Origin of the sequence: Mesorhizobium sp. M0761 (genome assembly GCF_040320205.1) — a bacterium.
Classification (GTDB): domain Bacteria; phylum Pseudomonadota; class Alphaproteobacteria; order Rhizobiales; family Rhizobiaceae; genus Mesorhizobium.
The window spans coordinates 1-15981 of the sequence record NZ_JAMYPF010000035.1; the positions used below are offsets into that span (position 1 = coordinate 1).

16 protein-coding genes are annotated in these 15981 nt (G+C 60.6%); 6 read left to right on the plus strand and 10 right to left on the minus strand.

All coding sequences use genetic code 11. From position 1 onward, the window contains the following. The first annotated feature begins 8 nt into the window (after positions 1–8). From NKI32_RS30780 to NKI32_RS30795, 4 genes are all read left to right on the plus strand, one after another. Positions 9–3023, plus strand: a complete 3015-nt coding sequence (locus tag NKI32_RS30780) for a beta strand repeat-containing protein (RefSeq protein ID WP_353005100.1) — start codon at positions 9–11, stop codon at positions 3021–3023. Between the two features lie 174 nt (positions 3024–3197). After that, the gene (locus tag NKI32_RS30785) at positions 3198–4898 is read left to right on the plus strand and encodes a type I secretion system permease/ATPase (RefSeq protein ID WP_352573811.1); all 1701 of its coding nucleotides are present in this window, start codon (positions 3198–3200) and stop codon (positions 4896–4898) included. A gap of 19 nt (positions 4899–4917) precedes the next feature. Beyond that, the gene (locus tag NKI32_RS30790; RefSeq protein ID WP_352513730.1) at positions 4918–6255 is read left to right on the plus strand and encodes an HlyD family type I secretion periplasmic adaptor subunit; all 1338 of its coding nucleotides are present in this window, start codon (positions 4918–4920) and stop codon (positions 6253–6255) included. 85 nt (positions 6256–6340) lie between these two features. After that, positions 6341–6559 (plus strand): conjugal transfer protein TraD, encoded by a 219-nt coding sequence (locus NKI32_RS30795; protein WP_245260421.1) that lies wholly within the window; start codon positions 6341–6343, stop codon positions 6557–6559. A 77-nt stretch (positions 6560–6636) separates the two neighbouring features. Here the strand turns inward: NKI32_RS30795 and NKI32_RS30800 are convergent, their stop codons facing one another. After that, the gene (locus tag NKI32_RS30800; protein ID WP_353005103.1) at positions 6637–6975 is read right to left on the minus strand and encodes an AIPR family protein; all 339 of its coding nucleotides are present in this window, start codon (positions 6973–6975) and stop codon (positions 6637–6639) included. A gap of 237 nt (positions 6976–7212) precedes the next feature. Here NKI32_RS30800 and NKI32_RS30805 point away from each other — a divergent pair, with 237 nt between their 5' ends. Then, positions 7213–7401, plus strand: coding sequence for a hypothetical protein (locus NKI32_RS30805; RefSeq protein WP_156929786.1), 189 nt, complete (start codon positions 7213–7215; stop codon positions 7399–7401). Between the two features lie 129 nt (positions 7402–7530). After that, complete coding sequence (locus tag NKI32_RS30810; RefSeq protein WP_353005105.1) at positions 7531–8070, plus strand: hypothetical protein; 540 nt, start codon at positions 7531–7533, stop codon at positions 8068–8070. 21 nt (positions 8071–8091) lie between these two features. On the opposite strand, the gene NKI32_RS30815 is transcribed toward NKI32_RS30810, so the two are convergent. The 9 genes from NKI32_RS30815 to cpaB form a co-directional block, all read right to left on the minus strand. After that, the gene (locus NKI32_RS30815; RefSeq protein ID WP_353005107.1) at positions 8092–8685 is read right to left on the minus strand and encodes a hypothetical protein; all 594 of its coding nucleotides are present in this window, start codon (positions 8683–8685) and stop codon (positions 8092–8094) included. Beyond that, positions 8682–9281 (minus strand): L,D-transpeptidase, encoded by a 600-nt coding sequence (locus NKI32_RS30820; protein ID WP_352627298.1) that lies wholly within the window; start codon positions 9279–9281, stop codon positions 8682–8684. The genes NKI32_RS30815 and NKI32_RS30820 overlap by 4 nt, the downstream gene beginning before the upstream one ends. Next, complete coding sequence (locus NKI32_RS30825) at positions 9265–10428, minus strand: CpaE/TadZ family protein (RefSeq protein ID WP_023738782.1); 1164 nt, start codon at positions 10426–10428, stop codon at positions 9265–9267. Before NKI32_RS30825 ends, NKI32_RS30820 begins: the two co-directional genes overlap by 17 nt. Next, positions 10425–11021, minus strand: coding sequence for a TadE family protein (locus tag NKI32_RS30830; RefSeq protein ID WP_245274436.1), 597 nt, complete (start codon positions 11019–11021; stop codon positions 10425–10427). Before NKI32_RS30830 ends, NKI32_RS30825 begins: the two co-directional genes overlap by 4 nt. A gap of 41 nt (positions 11022–11062) precedes the next feature. After that, positions 11063–11590 (minus strand): TadE/TadG family type IV pilus assembly protein, encoded by a 528-nt coding sequence (locus tag NKI32_RS30835; protein WP_352513724.1) that lies wholly within the window; start codon positions 11588–11590, stop codon positions 11063–11065. A 5-nt stretch (positions 11591–11595) separates the two neighbouring features. Continuing rightward, a complete protein-coding gene (locus NKI32_RS30840) occupies positions 11596–13056 on the minus strand; it encodes a TadE/TadG family type IV pilus assembly protein (RefSeq protein WP_352513723.1) in 1461 nt (486 codons plus the stop codon). 72 nt (positions 13057–13128) lie between these two features. Then, on the minus strand, positions 13129–13425 hold the full coding sequence (locus NKI32_RS30845; protein WP_352513722.1) for a hypothetical protein: 297 nt from the start codon (positions 13423–13425) through the stop codon (positions 13129–13131). After that, positions 13412–14857, minus strand: coding sequence for a type II and III secretion system protein family protein (locus NKI32_RS30850; protein ID WP_352513721.1), 1446 nt, complete (start codon positions 14855–14857; stop codon positions 13412–13414). The genes NKI32_RS30845 and NKI32_RS30850 overlap by 14 nt, the downstream gene beginning before the upstream one ends. 54 nt (positions 14858–14911) lie before the next feature. Then, the gene (gene cpaB / locus NKI32_RS30855; RefSeq protein ID WP_353005112.1) at positions 14912–15967 is read right to left on the minus strand and encodes a Flp pilus assembly protein CpaB; all 1056 of its coding nucleotides are present in this window, start codon (positions 15965–15967) and stop codon (positions 14912–14914) included. Positions 15968–15981: the final 14 nt, after the last annotated feature.

A 15981-nucleotide genomic window follows, 5' to 3' on the forward strand; every position in this document is an offset into this window, starting at 1 on the left:
CCTGGAGCTTGACCGGCACCGATGCGTCGCTGTTGAGCATCAATTCCAGTGGGCAAGTCACGCTCAACACCTCGGCCAACTTCGAAGCCAAGAGTTCCTACAGCTTCAATGTCGTGGACACCGACGGCGGCGGCCTGACTGGCAGCAAGGCCGTGGTGCTGAGCATCACCGACGTCAACGAGGCACCGACGGTGACCTCGGGTGCGACGGCTAGCGTGGCGGAGAACGCGCCGGCCAGCACGGTGGTGTATACCGCGACGGCGACCGATCCAGACACCACGGCGCCGAACAATACCAAGACCTGGAGCTTGACCGGCACCGATGCGTCGCTGTTGAGCATCAATTCCAGTGGGCAAGTCACGCTCAACACCTCGGCCAACTTCGAGGCCAAGAGTTCCTACAGCTTCAATGTCGTGGACACCGACGGCGGCGGCCTGATCGCCAGCAAGGCCGTGGTGCTGAGCATCACCAACGTCAACGAGGCGCCGACGGCGCCTACCGATACCAACAGCGCGAACAATTTCGTTGCCGCGAACGCCGCGAATGGCACGCTTATCGGGGTCACGGCAAATTCGACCGATCCCGACGCCGGAGACACGGTTACCTATAGCTTTACGAGCAATCCCAACAATCTGTTCGCTATCAACTCGGCGACCGGCGTAGTGACCGTCGCCGACAGCTCGAGTCTCAATGCGGGCTCCTACACGATCGGAGTTCAGGCCACTGACAATCATGCGCTGTCCGGTCCGAGCTCGAACTTCACTGTCGCGGTGGCAGGCCTCGCGGTGACCTTGACTTCAGCGCAAATCAGTAATCTTGAATCCGGAAATCAGCTCAACAAGAACACTGACCTTGGAATTTTCAATGTCATCGGGAACCCTAACGCGAACACCTATACCTTCTCGCTCCCCAGCAACGTAGGCGACAACAACAGCTTCGCTATCAACTCGACTACAGGCCTGCTGTCGACCGGGACATCTAACGTAGGCTCAAACGCGACTTACCATCTCACTGTGACAGTTACGTTTGGGGCCAATACCTTATCGGTGCCAGTCAATGTTATAGCTGGAGGAACCGGTAACGACTCGCTATCGGCCACAACCGGAATTAATTTGTTCTACGGTCTAAATGGAACTGACACCATCGCGGGGGGCTCCGGCTTCGACGGAATTATCGCTGGTGCTGGGACCGACACCCTTATTGGAAATGGCGGAGGCGATTTTCTGGCGGGGGGCGGGCAAAGCGATACGTTCAAGTACAATGCCATCACCGACTCCCAGTCCGGCATTGTCAACAACGTTGCCAATTATGACACGATCGCCGATTTCACTTCGGGGACGGACAAGATCGATTTGACGAGCTTTATCGCTTCGGCTTTCACGGCGTTTAAAACGAGCGACGTGGGGGTCGCAAATGTCGCGGCGCATACTATCGCCTGGCATTTTGACAGCGCCACCAATCAGACGATTGTCTACGCCAACCAGACCGCCGGTGCCCTGGCGCAAGGCAACTCTGGGCTGCTCGAAATCCATCTAGCAGGCACCCCGTCGGTGGCGGCAGGCGATTTCCTGGATACTGGTGGCCTGGCTGTAGCGCCCGCCGGCATCGCCGGAGAGCCGATCAATCTTGCCCTGACCGCACCGTCGGCGAATCTTGTCCCCGTCTTAGTCACAATCGCCGGCGTTCCTTCGGGGTGGACTTTGAATGAAGGCACTAACAACGGCGACGGCACGTGGACGGTTAACACGAACGACGTGCAATCGCTGACCGTCACCACGCCTTCCGAATTCACCGGCGCAGCCGTGCTCGACGTCCAGATGACCTGGACCAACGCAGACGGCACGACCGGCAGCGCGTTGATCGTCGACAATGTCGAAGCCTACGCGCCGGGCTCGCCGATCTTCGCCTGGTCCGGCGACGACGTGCTGACCGGCTCAAGCGGCAACGACCTGTTCGTCTTCTCGCAGCCGATCGGCAATGACACAGTCCACAGCTTCGATGCGGCGGCGGACAAGATCGATCTGATCGGCTATTCCGGCTTTGTTGGCTTCGCCGATGTCCAGGCGCATATGGCGGACGACGCCAACGGCAACGCGGTGATCACGCTTGGCGACGGGCAGTCGATCATGCTCGACGGCGTGCACTCGAGCGCACTCACCGGAAGCAATTTCGTCTTCGACCAGACACCGTTGGTCAACAATTCCGGCACCATGACGATCGGCGACGGCGCTTTGCTGCCGCTGAGTGGCATTATCAACAACAGCGGTCTCATCACGCTTGACTCGGGCGGCGGCGATACGCTGTTGCAGGTCATCCAGCATGGCGTGACCCTGCAGGGTGGCGGGCAGATCCTGCTGTCCGACAGCGCCGCCAACGTCATCTCCGGCACGGGGCCGGACGTCACTCTGGTCAATGTCGACAACACCATCTCAGGCGCCGGTCAGCTGGGCGGCGGGATGCTCAGCCTTGACAACAGCGGCACCATCATCGCCACCGGCTCGAACGCGCTGGTCATCGACACCGGAGGCAGCGTCGTCGTCAATTCGGGAACGCTGGAGGCAACCGGCTCCGGCGGCCTTACGATCACCGGCGGGCTGGCGAATTCCGGCATGATCTGGGCCAATGGCGGCAATATTGCCATTAACGGCCAGGTCACTGGCGACGGCGATGCCACGATCGGCGATCTGTCGAAGCTTGAGTTCGGTGCGGCCTCTTCAACCGACGTCAAGTTCGCGGCGGATGCCGCCGGCACATTGCAGCTGGACGATTCCTTCGATTTCAGCGGAAGCATCGCCGGCATCACCAGTGACGACAAGGTGAACCTCGAAGACATCCTGTTCGGCACCGGAACGTCCGCTGCCTATCAGGCGGACCTCGACGGCGCCGGAGGGACGTTGACCGTCACGGACGGCACGCACAACGCCACGCTCCACCTGCTCGGCGTCTACGATGCCCACAGCTTCACACTTGCCGACGACGGCACCGGCAGGACGGTGGTGCAAGTGAGCGACTTTGTGATGTGAACCAAAAGGAGAGCCGCACGGATAGGCGCGGCTCTCCTCATGCTGCGGGCTCCTGATTCAGCTTACGAATTAAGGTTTACGGCAAGAATAGGAAGGGAACCACGTGGCCGATTGGACGATCAGGAGTAGTATCGGTTCCGGGCGTGGACAGGGGGGCGGTTTTCCGCTGGGTATTTGAGTCTCGACAACAAATCCAAGATTGTGAAGGACGCCTTGCTGGCGTGCCGCCGCTATTTCCTGGTTGCGGCGGCATTCAGTCTGGCGATCAATCTGCTCTACCTCGCGTCCCCGCTTTACATGCTGCAGATCTACGACCGGGTGGTCACCAGCGGCAGCGAAACCACGCTGGTGATGTTGACCCTGGTGTTGCTGGCGGCCTTCCTTTCGTTGGCCGGCCTCGATCTGGTGCGCGCCTCCATCCTGACGCGTGCCAGCGCGCGGCTCGACCGGTTGCTGTCGGCAAAAGTCCTCGCCGCGTCGGTCGAGACCCCATCGCCGGGCTCCTCACAAAGCCAGCCGATCCGCGATTTCGACACGTTCAGGCAGGTGATCACCGGCAGCGGCATCCATGCCCTGTTCGACCTGCCATGGTCACCCATCTACATCGGCATCATCTTCCTGCTGCATCCGTGGCTCGGCTTCTTCGCGCTGGGCTGCTCGCTGCTCTTGATCGCCATGGCCGTGCTCACCGAGTATCTCGTGCGTTCGCCGCTGAAGCAGGCCAACGACCTGGCGACGACCAATTATAATTTTACCGAAATGAGCCTCAGAAACTCGGAAGTCGTTCGCGCCATGGGGATGATCGACGGTCTCATCCGCCGCTGGGGGCGCGACCGTAACCTGGCGCTGCGGCGCCAAGCGGAGGCAAGCGATCGCGCCGCCCTGATGTCCGGCCTGATCCGGTTCCTGCGGCTCACCATGCAGTCGCTGATCCTCGGCCTCGGCGCCTATCTGGTGATCGAGCGGCAGATCACCGGCGGCACCATGTTTGCGGCGAGCCTCTTGCTGGGCCGTGGGCTACAGCCGGTCGAGCAGATCGTCGGCCTTTGGCGCAGCCTGATCCTGGCCCGGGCGGCGTTGGCAAGGGTCGAGAAGCTGGTCGACGGGGGCGCGCTGAACGAAAGATCTTTCAACCTGCCGAAGCCCACCGGCAAGATTTCGGTCGAGCAGGTCAGCTTTGCAATTGCCAGCCAGCAGAAAGTGCTTCTCCGCGACGTATCATTCCGGCTGGACGCAGGCGAGGCGCTGGGAATCGTCGGCCCTTCCGGCGCCGGCAAGTCGACGCTGGCGCGTCATCTCGCGGGCGTCATGCAACCCAGCCGCGGCACCGTCAGGCTGGACGGGGCCGACCTGTCGCAGTGGGGGCACGACGCGCTCGGCGACCACATCGGCTACCTGCCGCAGGATATCGAACTCTTCGCCGATACGGTCGCCGCCAACATCGGCCGCTTCAAGACCAATGTCGACCAGGAGGTGATAGCCGCCGCGCGGCTCGCCGGCGTGCACGAGATGATCATCCGTCTGCCGCAGGGCTACGAGACCCAGATCGGCGAAGGCGGCGCAGTGCTGTCGGGAGGATATCGGCAGCGGATTGCTCTTGCTCGTGCGGTATTCGGAACGCCGAACCTGATCATTCTCGACGAGCCGAGCTCCAATCTCGACGCCGATGGCGACCGCGCGCTGAGCGAGTGCGCGATCGAGCTCAAGCGCCGCGGCAGCACAGTGATCATCGTCTCGCACCGGCCTTCGACCTTGGCCAATGTCGACAAGATCCTTCTGTTGCGCGATGGCGCCGTCGAGGCCTTCGGCATGAGAAACGAGATCGTGGCGCTGCTCAACCAGCGCGCGGCTCGAATGGCGGTGGCAACCCAATGAGCTGTGGCCGGAGAGATCGATGAGCGACGGCGCCCTCACCTACCGGAGCCTGTCCGGCGAAACCGGTATCCTGGCCCCGGATTCGATCCGGGTGCCGGCCTGTGTCGGCCTGCTGATCATCATTGCCTTCTTCGGCATCTTCGGCGGCTGGGCGGCTTTTGCCCCGCTGAACGGCGCCGTGCTCGCCGACGCTGTCGTCAAGGTGGAAGGTAATCGAAAGAGCGTACAGCACTTCGACGGCGGCACGGTGAAGGAGATCCGCGTCAAGGATGGCGACATCGTCAAGGCAGGCGATGTGCTGGTGGTGCTCGAGGACACGCACGCCCGTTCCGAATTCAACCTCTATTCGCAGCAATATGCGTTGTTGCGCGCTACCGATGCCCGCATTCGTGCGGAGCTCGACGGCCATGAGGCAGTCGCCTTTCCGAAGGACATCACCGCTGAGCACCAGGCCTATCTGCAGGACGCGATGGCCAACCAAATTGCCGACCTCGGGAGCCAGCGCGCCTCGATGGCCGGTGCCAAGCAGATCCTGCAGAAACGGATAGCCGAACTCGACGAGCAGATCGATGGAAAGCAGGCGCGCGTCGAATCTTTTCGTGCGCAGCTCAAGTCGACGATTGACGAAAAGGCAGGCCTCAACAAGTTGCTGAAGGCCGGCCTGACAACGCGCACGCGTGTCCTGGAGCTCGACCGCTCCGCCTCCGACCTGCAGGGCCTGATCGACCAGACTCTCGGCGATATAGCCGGAAACCGCCAGAGTAAGGCCGAGCTTGAAAGCCAGATTGCGCAGCTCACCAACGAGCGCCGCGCAAAACTCTCAACCATGCTGATCGACGCCCAGTCCAACCTCGCCGACCTGGTACCGAAAATGTTCGCCGCGCAAGCCACGGTCGACCGCGCCGAAGTGCGGGCGCCCTATGACGGCCAGGTGATGAATCTCACCGTTTTCTCGACCGGCGCGATCGTCGCCCCCGGCCAGACCATCCTCGACATCGTGCCGGCTAGGAATTCGTTGGTCGTTCAGGCGCAGGTGAAGGTCGAGGACATATCCAGCCTGCGCGCCGACATGACGGCCGAGGTCCGCTTCACGTCCTACAAGCAGCGTTCGATACCGATCATTCATGGACGGGTCACCCGCATTTCGGCGGATCGCGTCACCGACAGCAAAACCGGGCTTCCCTACTATCTTGCCGACGTAGCGGTCGATCCCGCGGAATTGGCCGCGGCCCCACAGATTGCGCTTTATCCGGGCATGCCGGCGTCAGTCATGATCGTCACCGAGGAACGCACCGCACTCGACTACATTTTAGGCCCGCTGGCTGTGTCGTTCCACTCCGCGTTTCGCCAGAAGTAACGAGCTTCGGGCATGTCTCGGCCCATTCCTTGCTGTCCCTGCAACATGGCTGCAACACAAATAATATGTTTGTTCGTGTATGTTCGTGCAAAAATCCATCGCATTACCGATCGGCCTCCTCGTCAAGGCAGGCATCGTTAATCTGACCAACTACGATCGCGCTGCCAACTACGGCGCGATGCTCTGGATGACCGCGAAGGTCGAGAGCCCAGAAGGCGAGCAAGCACAACGATTATGGACTGAGAAGGGTAGCCAGGCGTTCGATGCTGAACGGCGTGACGAGCGGATGGGACGGCGAACTTAGCCACAGTTGGCGCGAGCAGCGGCCGGCACGAAGCCCGAACAGCAGACTTCTCCGGTGCGCCAGCGCCGACGCCGCAGTCAAACGCCTGCGCAGGAAGCTTTCGTCGCTACCGCGCGCACGTTCCTAGAACCAGCGTGACTGACGTTGCATACCGCCCGCCGGTCGCGCCCAGATCGACCCGAAAGCTCCTGCATCCGTCGGTGGAAGGGATGATTGGACGAGAAGTCGGCCATGTCGACCTTGTTCTGATTGTTGGCCGACTGGGAGATGCGCGGCGCGATCTCCTCGATGTCACCATCGTCCAGAATCTCGATAATCTTGAGCGGCACTTGGAGGCGGCTCGCGTCCACATCCTCCTTGCGCCACGCGCGGAAGATCGAACCGGTCGTCTGCCGCGCAATCACGCTGATCAGCAATGGCAAGACCTACGTTGAGCCCACAACCACCGCGTCCGTTTCCGCGGTCTGGGCGAGGAGCTGGGACATGGACGAAGGTTTGCTATCTAAGAATTCGATGACTGCTAAGGCACTGAAGCGCAAAAATCGCGATCGTGGTTACCCGGTGGGCAGGCCATTGGAACCAGCTCGCGAATTCAGCGTTTCGAGCGGATGATCAGAAGTTTCGCTTACGCCCTTATCCTCGTCCAGGTATCCATGGCGACCGCGCTGGCCACACAGGTCTTCCTTACGACCGCCGAGGAAGCCCGTAGCTCAGAACTCTCGCTGGCGCCGGCGCCAGGCGAAGAGGGATGCGCCAAGGCGATGTGGCCCAATATTCCGGAACGATGTCTGCAACGAGTCGAGCCGAAGGTGGTGACGCTCGTGCTCACCCAAAACAACTAATGGCGCATGCCGCTTTCTGATATGCAGCTGCCATGCGCCGCTGGCTGCGCTGCCGCGGCACCACCAACGCTCCGTTAAGCCTCGCTCAATCTCTGCAAGCTATCTTGTTGCCAGTTTGTCGAGGGTGACATGAAGCGCAAGTCGATAATGCTCTTTGCCTTCCCAGCTCTGATCCTGCTTATCTTGGCAGGGGAGCGCATGGCGACTTTCTTGCTGGGAGCATATCCGGCCAGTCCCACAATGTGGCGGTTTTGGCTTGAACTAAGGCCGCTGTCGACGATGTTCTGGCAACAGGTCGATCTTTATCTCGGGTCGTCGATGGTCCTTGATGCCTTGATGCTGGCCGCCGCGTCGATGGTTTGCTGGATGGCGTGCCGCACAAGAAGGTCGGCCGCGTTCTTCTTCCTTGCCAACCACGTCGCCCTGCTTTTCGCCGGGTTGATGATCGCTGTCACCAGCCATTCCGAAACAGCCAGCACGATCGCCTCTTTCACGGTACCCGGCGGCCTTCCGTTCCAACTTACGGTCGATTTCACCTTGAAGAACAGCCTTGTGCTGTTTCTGGGCGTGACGGCATGCGCCTACTGCCATGTCATCTTCCTCAGCGAAACCCGACAGCGGGCCGAAGCGCTGGCCGCTAGGCTCGTTGCTCTGCAGCGAGATCTCTAGGATAGCCCACCTTTTCCAGCGCTAGTTGATCTTTCGGTAGTAAACCTTGCCGTCGGCCTGCTCTATGCGCTGGTAGTTGGAGCTTGGGGCGGGGGCTGCAGCTGCAATCCTCCTTTTGGGCGGACGCGGTGTATCGACGACGCTGGGCTCGGTCGCGTCTTCACCATCGAGAACAGCAGGCGCCTCCGCCATGCTGCTGGTCGTGTCGACGGAAGGTTCCGCTGCGCTCGACGTGATTTCGTCATGGACAATAGGCTGGTTCTGTTCCAGCCGGGCTATGCTCCGGTTGATTTCGCCAAAGCTGCTCTGCAGTTGAGTGTCCAGTTTTTCAAATCGGCTCTGAAAACCGTTGTTGACCGTATCCAACCGGCTGCCGATTCGTTGTTCGAACGTCCCGAGTTGTTCCAGGCGCCCTTCCAGAAAGCGCACATCGCTGATGCCGCGGTAGAGATAGACCGCGGCTATTATGTTCACGAAGGTGAGCAGGGACGTGCCGATGATGACAGCGCTGACAATGCTTCTGTCGCTCGGTTTCACAACGGCAGCTTGCTCTCCAATGTGGGTTGCTGTCCCAATCTCGATTGCCGGCATGTCCGGTTCGCTGATCATCGTCATTGAACCACCACCTTTGCGCCGATCGCGACGCGCTTGAAGAGATCGATCACATCGGTGTTGGTAAGGCGAAAACACCCCGATGTTCCATCGAAGCCAACACCCTTGGGATCGTTGGTTCCGTGTATCCGATAGAGCGTGTCACGCCCGTTCCGAAGCAGATAGAGCGCCCTGGCGCCAAGTGGATTGTAAGGACCGGCAGGCACCATTTGCGGCAGGTCCGGCTGGCGGGCGCGCATCTCGCGGGGTGGGCGCCATTCCGGCCATTCGGTCTTCGCCCCCACCTCGACCACTCCGGTCCAGCCAAATCCGTCGCGTCCGACGCTGATCTGATAGCGAAGCGCCTGGCCCTGTCGGGTCACCAGATAAAGCGCTTTCTCGCCCTTGCGGATAACGATCGTTCCGGGCTGTTCTGTCGTCTCGAAGGCAACAGTCTTGCGCAGGCTGGGTCCCATTGCCGGCAGCGGCGGCCGATCCGAAAGTGCCGATCGTGCGCTGGCGAAATCCTGGACCAGCATCATCAGCGCAATGCTCATGACATAGGCCAATCCCGGGCCAATCCGATACCTACTTGGCCGCCCCCTATTTGGCAGCGTCATCGAGCCGCTCTTTGAACATCCGCTTGAGGTCCTTGTTGAAGCGCGCACGCCCATCCACCTCGGCAGGCAGGATAGCACGGTTCAACGCATCGGTCAGAAGCGCATTGTCCAGCGCGACCGACTTGATGTGCGGCGCCTTGAAGATCTTTTCGAGTTCGCTGCGCGAAAAGTGGTTGCCGAACCATTTGCGCTTGTGCTTGTTGGCGACCAGCGTGATGCTGACAGCATTGCCACGCAACTCACGGATCTTCTTGTAGAGCCGTTTGCCTTGCCGCAGTGAGGCGACGTTGAGTTCGAAGACGATGAATATCTCATCGCTCGTCGACAGCACGGAATTGTGCCAAGGCGTCTCGATGTTCGGCAGGTCGATGACGATGTCGTCGAACCGGTAGGCGACGAGGTCGAGGAGCCGGAAGACAAAATCACTGCCCTGCGGCTCGAAAGGCAATTGCGGCCTCTCGAAGGAATAGAGCGTCAGCCCGGACGGGCGCGAGAGCTTGATGACATCCATCAACTCGACGTCGAGCCTCTCCGGCTGGCCGATAATGCCGCCAAGGTCGAACTGGTTGAACTGGTTGAGATAGGCGCCGCAATTGGCGCTCTGGAAATCGAGGTCGACCAGGCAGGTGGAAGCCCCGCGTTCCTTCGATTTCGACGCCAGGAATTCGGCCGCCGACAAAGCGAGCGTCGTCGCGCCGGCGCCGCCGCTGGCGCTGATGAAAGTGATGATGCGGCTTTTCGTTCCCTGGTTGCCGGTGTCGTGGAAGGTCACGGCGTTGAGCAGTTCCTTGCCGTCGAGCGGCTTGTGCAGCCAGTCCGAAGCGTTCATGCGCACCAGCACTCGCGTCTGCTCCGACGACAGCTCGTCGGAGACCGCGATCAGCGGCACGGTTGCCCAAAGGGCGCGCGCCTCGACGATGCCCGGCCTTCCGAGCAACTCGCCATTGCCGAGGTCGAGGATGACGATGCCGGGGCGCGTATCCGCGGGCGGCCCCCTAAGGAAGTCGCTCGTCTCGGAAACCCTGACGTCGTAGATCGCCAGCGCATCGAGCCGCGTCGCCACATCGCGCTTGAAATTCGGATCCGACGAGAACAGCGCCACCTGCTTTCGCTTGGTCGGTGTAACCTTGGTGTTGATGGCATTCATGACGCAGTACTCTTCAAATCTTCGCCCGTGACCGTGCTCAGCATGGAGGGCATGTTGATATCGGCGAAACCCATCAGTCCGTTCAGGAAGAAGAATTGGAAGCTCCTGTTCTGCAGGCTTACGCTGATTGTCGGCACTGGTCCGCCCAGCCGCGTCTGGAAGCCGAGGCCCGTGGCGGAATAGGTGATGACAACGTTGCTGCGCAGCAGGCCCGGGAAGAAATGACACATTCCTGGCCGCTGGTTGGCGGCCAAGGCGGGACAGACGTCGTTGGCGGTGTTTGCAGTGTCGCCTCGGAAGATACGGCTGAAGGCGGCAGCATCGAATGCGCCGCCATTGCTGCATGCACCCGTGGTTCCGGTATACGAGCAGACAAACGGACCATAGATGCCGGCCCGTACGGGGGCACCCGGCACCGAGGTGGGGGCGGCGGCAGTCAGATTGCTGACAACCGGATCGGAGATCGACGCCAGCCGGGCACCGACCTGCACGGCCTTGGTCGCCGCGTTCCACTGATACAGTGCGTAGCCGAAATCGACGAAGCCCAGGACAAGCGTAAACAGCAGCGTCGACACGATGGTGATCTCGACCATCGCCGCGCCGTCCTCCGATGTTGCGAAACGCCTGATCATTTTCAGAACCGGATCAACCGCTCCTCATGGAAGCCGCTCAAGGTGATCGGGCTGACGTTGATGAATGACAGCATCCCGACGCCTGTATATGCGAAAGTGCCTGCCGCCCTGACGACGCAGACCTGTGCTGTGGTGGAGCGATACTTGGTAACACCGGCCTCCACGGCGTCGTGGCAAGACCCGCTAGTCACCGTGACGTTCGATTTCTGCCAGCCGGCGACACGCGAGGGTGGTGTCCCGTCCGCGTTGCCGAACACCGCGATGTTTGTGGCGACGTCCGCACAGTTGATCGCAGTGAAGCCCGCATCGGCATAGTCGGTATAAATCTGGCTATTGCAGCGCGCTGCATAGCGAGCACCGTCCGAAAGCCCGGCCTCCATCAGCAGCTTGTCGTGGATCAGATTGCCGAATTCGAACACGCCAGCCGACAGGATCAGCATCAGCGGCGTGATCAGCGTCATTTCGACGAGCACCGCCCCGCCGTGGTCGCGTCGAAATCGATCGAGATGACGGAACAGGGTTCTGATCATCGCCGTCACCGGTAGAGCTGTGCTTCGTCGCGCAGGAAATTATCGAGCGTGCCGCGCCCACCCTTGCCGGTGATGTCGATCAGCTCGACATAAATGTCCTTGCTGTCCTTGATAGGCTCGGTGATGAAGAAGCTGCCGAAAGCGCGAACTGGAATATTGTTGGCGCGACCGTTGAACCCCCCGATTGCATTGCAGTCGATGATGGCACCGTAGAGGACGCGCCGGTCTACGCTTGTGACCGGTGTCTGGCCGCAGGACGGATTACCGGTTTCTCCGCTTACCGCTGCATCTCCAGCGATGCTGTCGTTGGTCGCGGGGTTCCCGTCGGGGTTAAGCTCGTAGCGATACATTTCGTAGCGGGTGGCTCCCACGAGCGATGAAGGCAAAGCGCCGCGTGTCGAATGATTGACGGTCCAGTAGCGGCTGGCATTCCAATCGCCGGTGCCCATACGGCCGCCCATCAGGCTGCAGGTGCCGGTGATCTGGCAGGAGTCTCGCTCCAAGCCGACACCCTTTGTTGGGTCGGTCTCAAAGTCGGTTTGGCCGTTGTTGCAGTTGATGTTTTTGAGCCCCATCCGGACATTGGCCGCTGGGCCAGTCGACGTTCCAATGTAACTTTTGCTGATACCGAAGCGGGCATTCAGCCCGTCTTGCACGGGGCCGGTGCTTTGTCCCGGTTCGGTGTCAACACCATCTTGGGCATAGCAGCCGACCGGCTTCACGCGGGCGAGCGACGCTTCCAATGCGTTCGCGCCGTTACCCTCTGGCGAAGCAAGAAAGGCGAAGTTACCAGGTTGGTAGTAGCCATTATCTCGCAGAAGTATTTGGCGACGGCGATACTGCAGCTGATTGGCAGCCATTTCCAACGTTACACCACCGGTGAGGCTCGTATCTTCGTAGGGATTGCACATGAAGACCGGGGTGTAGTCGCAGACGCTCGATTTGAAGCCGCCTACCGCGACCGCGCTCACATTGAAGGAATTGCTCGCGGAGTTGCCGGTCAAGAACGATGCTGGGAAGATTGCAGCGAAGCCGACTGGGGTCACCGTCACCTCGATAAAGCGGGCATTCTTGGCGTCCGTGATTTCATCCGTGATGATATTGGCCGAAGCTATCGGCAAATTGTCGGATGCAGGCAAAGACCGGAGATAGCGTCGCGTCACCCCGGCGGCAGCCAGCGTCTGCGGGACACCTGAACCTACAGTCGAGAAGGTGTAGTTGTTGGCCACAAGCGTAGCCAGGGCGTGGTCACCTCTGGTGATGCTGTCGGATTGACCATCAAGCTCAGCAGCCGCGGCAAGGGCAAACGCGTCCGCGCCTTTCTGCAGATCATTATGCAAATTGTTGACCCGGCTCATATCGATCGCCAGCAGCGAGAAGCCGATGATGGCTGGCAGCATGACGCTGACGAGTATCAGCGCTATTCCCCTCTGATCGTGCCAGAACGCGCGAATGGTTCGCAGCATGGCTTTACTCTTTGCTCCCCTGATGCCAGGTTTCCTCGTTGTGCCTGGCGCACTGAAACCGCATCCTTCTGTTCATTCCACCGTGTTGGAGGCCGGCGCTCCGACGTTGACGGTGATGGCCGGCGGGGGGGGCGGCGGTGGCGGAAATTTGTAGCTGTTTGCAACAGCGGCGGCGCGCGCGCCGTCGCCTTCGATCCTCGTATTTTTGGACGCAGGATTGAATGGGTCGACCGTCTGCAGCAGCGAATTGTATTTTTGCGTATCCCCGGCGGCCAGCGTCACCGAATCGTAGTTGTTCAGATAATCGGCGGCGCAGCCCGATAGTGCACCGGCGCACAAGAGGAGGATCAGGACGCTATTTCTTGACATAGAGCATCTTGTCCTTCGATTTGAAGTCCAGCATGTGGCCATAGGGGCCGGTCACGCCATCACCCGTTTCATATCTTCGGATCATATCCTTGTTCACCTCGAGCTGGCCGAGCACGAAGAATTCCGGATCGTTGGCCGGCCGTGTCTTGTCGAACGGCGTCGCGAGTTGCTCGCCGGGCTTCACCGGCCGCACGATATGCGGCGTGACGATGACGACGAGTTCGGTCTCTTCCTTCTGATTGCTCGAATTTCGAAACAGGGTGCCGATGACCGGCACCTGGCCGAGCCATGGCACCTGGTTCTGCAGCTTGGTGGTCTTGCTGGACAACAAGCCGCCAACAGCGAAACTCTGGCCGTCGCGCAGTTCGACGACTGTTTCCAGCTTGCGGTTGGTAAAGATCGGGTCGCCGGCGGTGGTGAAACCGTTGAGGTCACTCACTTCCGGCGCCAGCTTCATATGGATCTTGCCGTCGTCGAGTACGACCGGCGTGAACAGCAGATTGACGCCGAATTGCTTGTACGTGATGGTTACCTGGCCATCATTGCCGATGACACGGATAGGCACTTCGCCGCCGGCGTTGAAGCTTGCAGGCTCCCCGGAAAGCGTTGTCAAGTTGGGATTTGCAAGCGTGCGCACAACGCCCTTGTTCTCGAGTGCCTCGATAATCAGGTCGACCTTGATGTTGCTGTCGATAACGCGGGTGATCAGCGCTGCAAACGGATTGCTGCCCGACAGCAGGCCGGTGAGCAGGTTCCCAGGTCCCAGCACCACATCATCTTCGTCGACGGCCGCAACGCCTGTCCCTGTACGGGTTGTGCCGCTGCCATTTGTGCTCCTGATCGACACGCCGAGGTCGCGGCCGGCGTTCCGCTTGGCCTCCAGCACGCGGACCTCGAGATTCACCTGCTGGCTGTCGTCGACGATGACGGAATTGATGATGGCGTCGGGGCCATACTGCTGCGCGACCTCAAGGATCGACGCCAGTGTCGCGCCATCCTTGACATGGCCGCCAAGCCTGACCTTGCCGTTGATCGAACCGATTTCGATGCGCGCCCTGGGCGCCACCTGGCGGATCGCCTGAGCCATGTCGCTGACGTCGACGCCCACCTCGATCTGGATGACACCAAGCGAGCGCTTGTCCGGGGAGAAGAGATTGACCGTGGTGGTGCCGGCGCTCTTGCCAATGACGTAAAGCGTCCGGTCGGTCATCGGCTGGGCATCGGCGATCTTCTCGTCGCCAACGACGATGTCACCGAGATTGGCGCTCACCTGGAGCGTCACCGACTGTGACATCGGCAGGAAAATCCGATGGACGCTTGGGTTTGACACATCGATGAAACGGTCTGCTGCATCAGCCGCAAGGCTCGATGGCAATAGTGCGGCCAGACACGACAACGCGGCCGCCGCTACCTTTAACCAAGACCTCCGCATCCCCAAACTCCCCACTCGCTGCCGACGCAGCCCTATTTTGTTGGCCGCACCTTATCATGGTTGTCGCGGCACGTCATATGTCTCGAGCTTGACACCCCGAAATACGCCGACCGTCGCCCGCGCCGGTGGCTCGGGAGTCACATACTTGACCACTTCCTTGACGACTTCCTGAACTTCGGGTGCTGAGGCCACCGCCGGAGCCGGCTTGACCTTGCTCAGATCGTCGAGCTTGCTTCCTACCCGTTCGACGGCCTGGGCCAGTCCGGCAATCTTATCGTCGGCGCGCTTGCGCTCGGCTGCCGCCTCGGCGTCGGCTGCTGCCTGCCTGGCAAGTTCAGCCTGCCTTTTGGCGACATCGTCGGGCGTGTCGCCGGTCAGGTCCGACAGCGTAATACGCTCCGTAGTCTCACCCTTACTGGCGGCGGCCTGGCGCAGCGCCAGCGACAACTGACCGGCATCGGCGGCAAGCGTAAGTTTCTGGGCGTCCTTGGTGCTGACCTCAAGTGTAACCGACTTCACCACTGTCGGGCTGTCTTTGCTCTCATCGGCTACCTGGTCGACGGCGAGCACCTTCATGCTCTGCAACAGCACGTCGACAAAACTTTGGTCCGCGCCCTCCGCAGTGCGCACCTTGCGCGTCAGCAGCACGTCAACCCGATCGCCAGGAAAGACAAATCCGGCGACGCCGAGGACGTCGTTGACCCTGATGGAAACGGCCTTCATGCCTTCGCCAAGCACCGCCGACAGCGTGGCGCGCTGGCCAGGGCCGGTTATCTTGGTGGCGAGGACAGGTTCGTTGACGCCGATCGACTGCAACGCCTGCTTTGTGCCTCCTCCGGCTGGAAGGTCTTTCGTCAGAAGTTCTTCCGTCGTTTTGAAGGCGCCGGCCGGAACCGCACCAGACGGCCAATCGACCACACGCAGCTTGTCCGCCGACAGCGTGTCACCAAATTTCAGCGCCACTGTCGCCACGACGACAGTATCGCGCTCTACATCTCCTGTTCGTGCCATGGCGCTCCGTTGATTGGCCAGCCAGATATTGGCAAGCACCACCGCGAGCACGCCGAACACGCCGGCGAGGATGATCATTATGACAGTATTAGCGCGCATAGATTTGCCCCGCC

Excerpts from the sequence above, each read along its gene's own strand:
- NKI32_RS30840 (WP_352513723.1), bottom strand. The coding sequence starts at position 13,056 with ATGCTGCGAACCATTCGCGCGTTCTGGCACGATCAGAGGGGAATAGCG.
- NKI32_RS30830 (WP_245274436.1), bottom strand. The coding sequence starts at position 11,021 with ATGGTCGAGATCACCATCGTGTCGACGCTGCTGTTTACGCTTGTCCTG.
- NKI32_RS30845 (WP_352513722.1), bottom strand. The coding sequence starts at position 13,425 with ATGTCAAGAAATAGCGTCCTGATCCTCCTCTTGTGCGCCGGTGCACTA.
- NKI32_RS30850 (WP_352513721.1), bottom strand. The coding sequence starts at position 14,857 with ATGCGGAGGTCTTGGTTAAAGGTAGCGGCGGCCGCGTTGTCGTGTCTG.
- cpaB (WP_353005112.1), bottom strand. The coding sequence starts at position 15,967 with ATGCGCGCTAATACTGTCATAATGATCATCCTCGCCGGCGTGTTCGGC.
- NKI32_RS30810 (WP_353005105.1), top strand. The coding sequence starts at position 7,531 with ATGAAGCGCAAGTCGATAATGCTCTTTGCCTTCCCAGCTCTGATCCTG.
- NKI32_RS30815 (WP_353005107.1), bottom strand. The coding sequence starts at position 8,685 with ATGACGATGATCAGCGAACCGGACATGCCGGCAATCGAGATTGGGACA.
- NKI32_RS30820 (WP_352627298.1), bottom strand. The coding sequence starts at position 9,281 with ATGACGCTGCCAAATAGGGGGCGGCCAAGTAGGTATCGGATTGGCCCG.
- NKI32_RS30805 (WP_156929786.1), top strand. The coding sequence starts at position 7,213 with ATGGCGACCGCGCTGGCCACACAGGTCTTCCTTACGACCGCCGAGGAA.
- NKI32_RS30825 (WP_023738782.1), bottom strand. The coding sequence starts at position 10,428 with ATGAATGCCATCAACACCAAGGTTACACCGACCAAGCGAAAGCAGGTG.
- NKI32_RS30835 (WP_352513724.1), bottom strand. The coding sequence starts at position 11,590 with ATGATCAGAACCCTGTTCCGTCATCTCGATCGATTTCGACGCGACCAC.
- NKI32_RS30790 (WP_352513730.1), top strand. The coding sequence starts at position 4,918 with ATGAGCGACGGCGCCCTCACCTACCGGAGCCTGTCCGGCGAAACCGGT.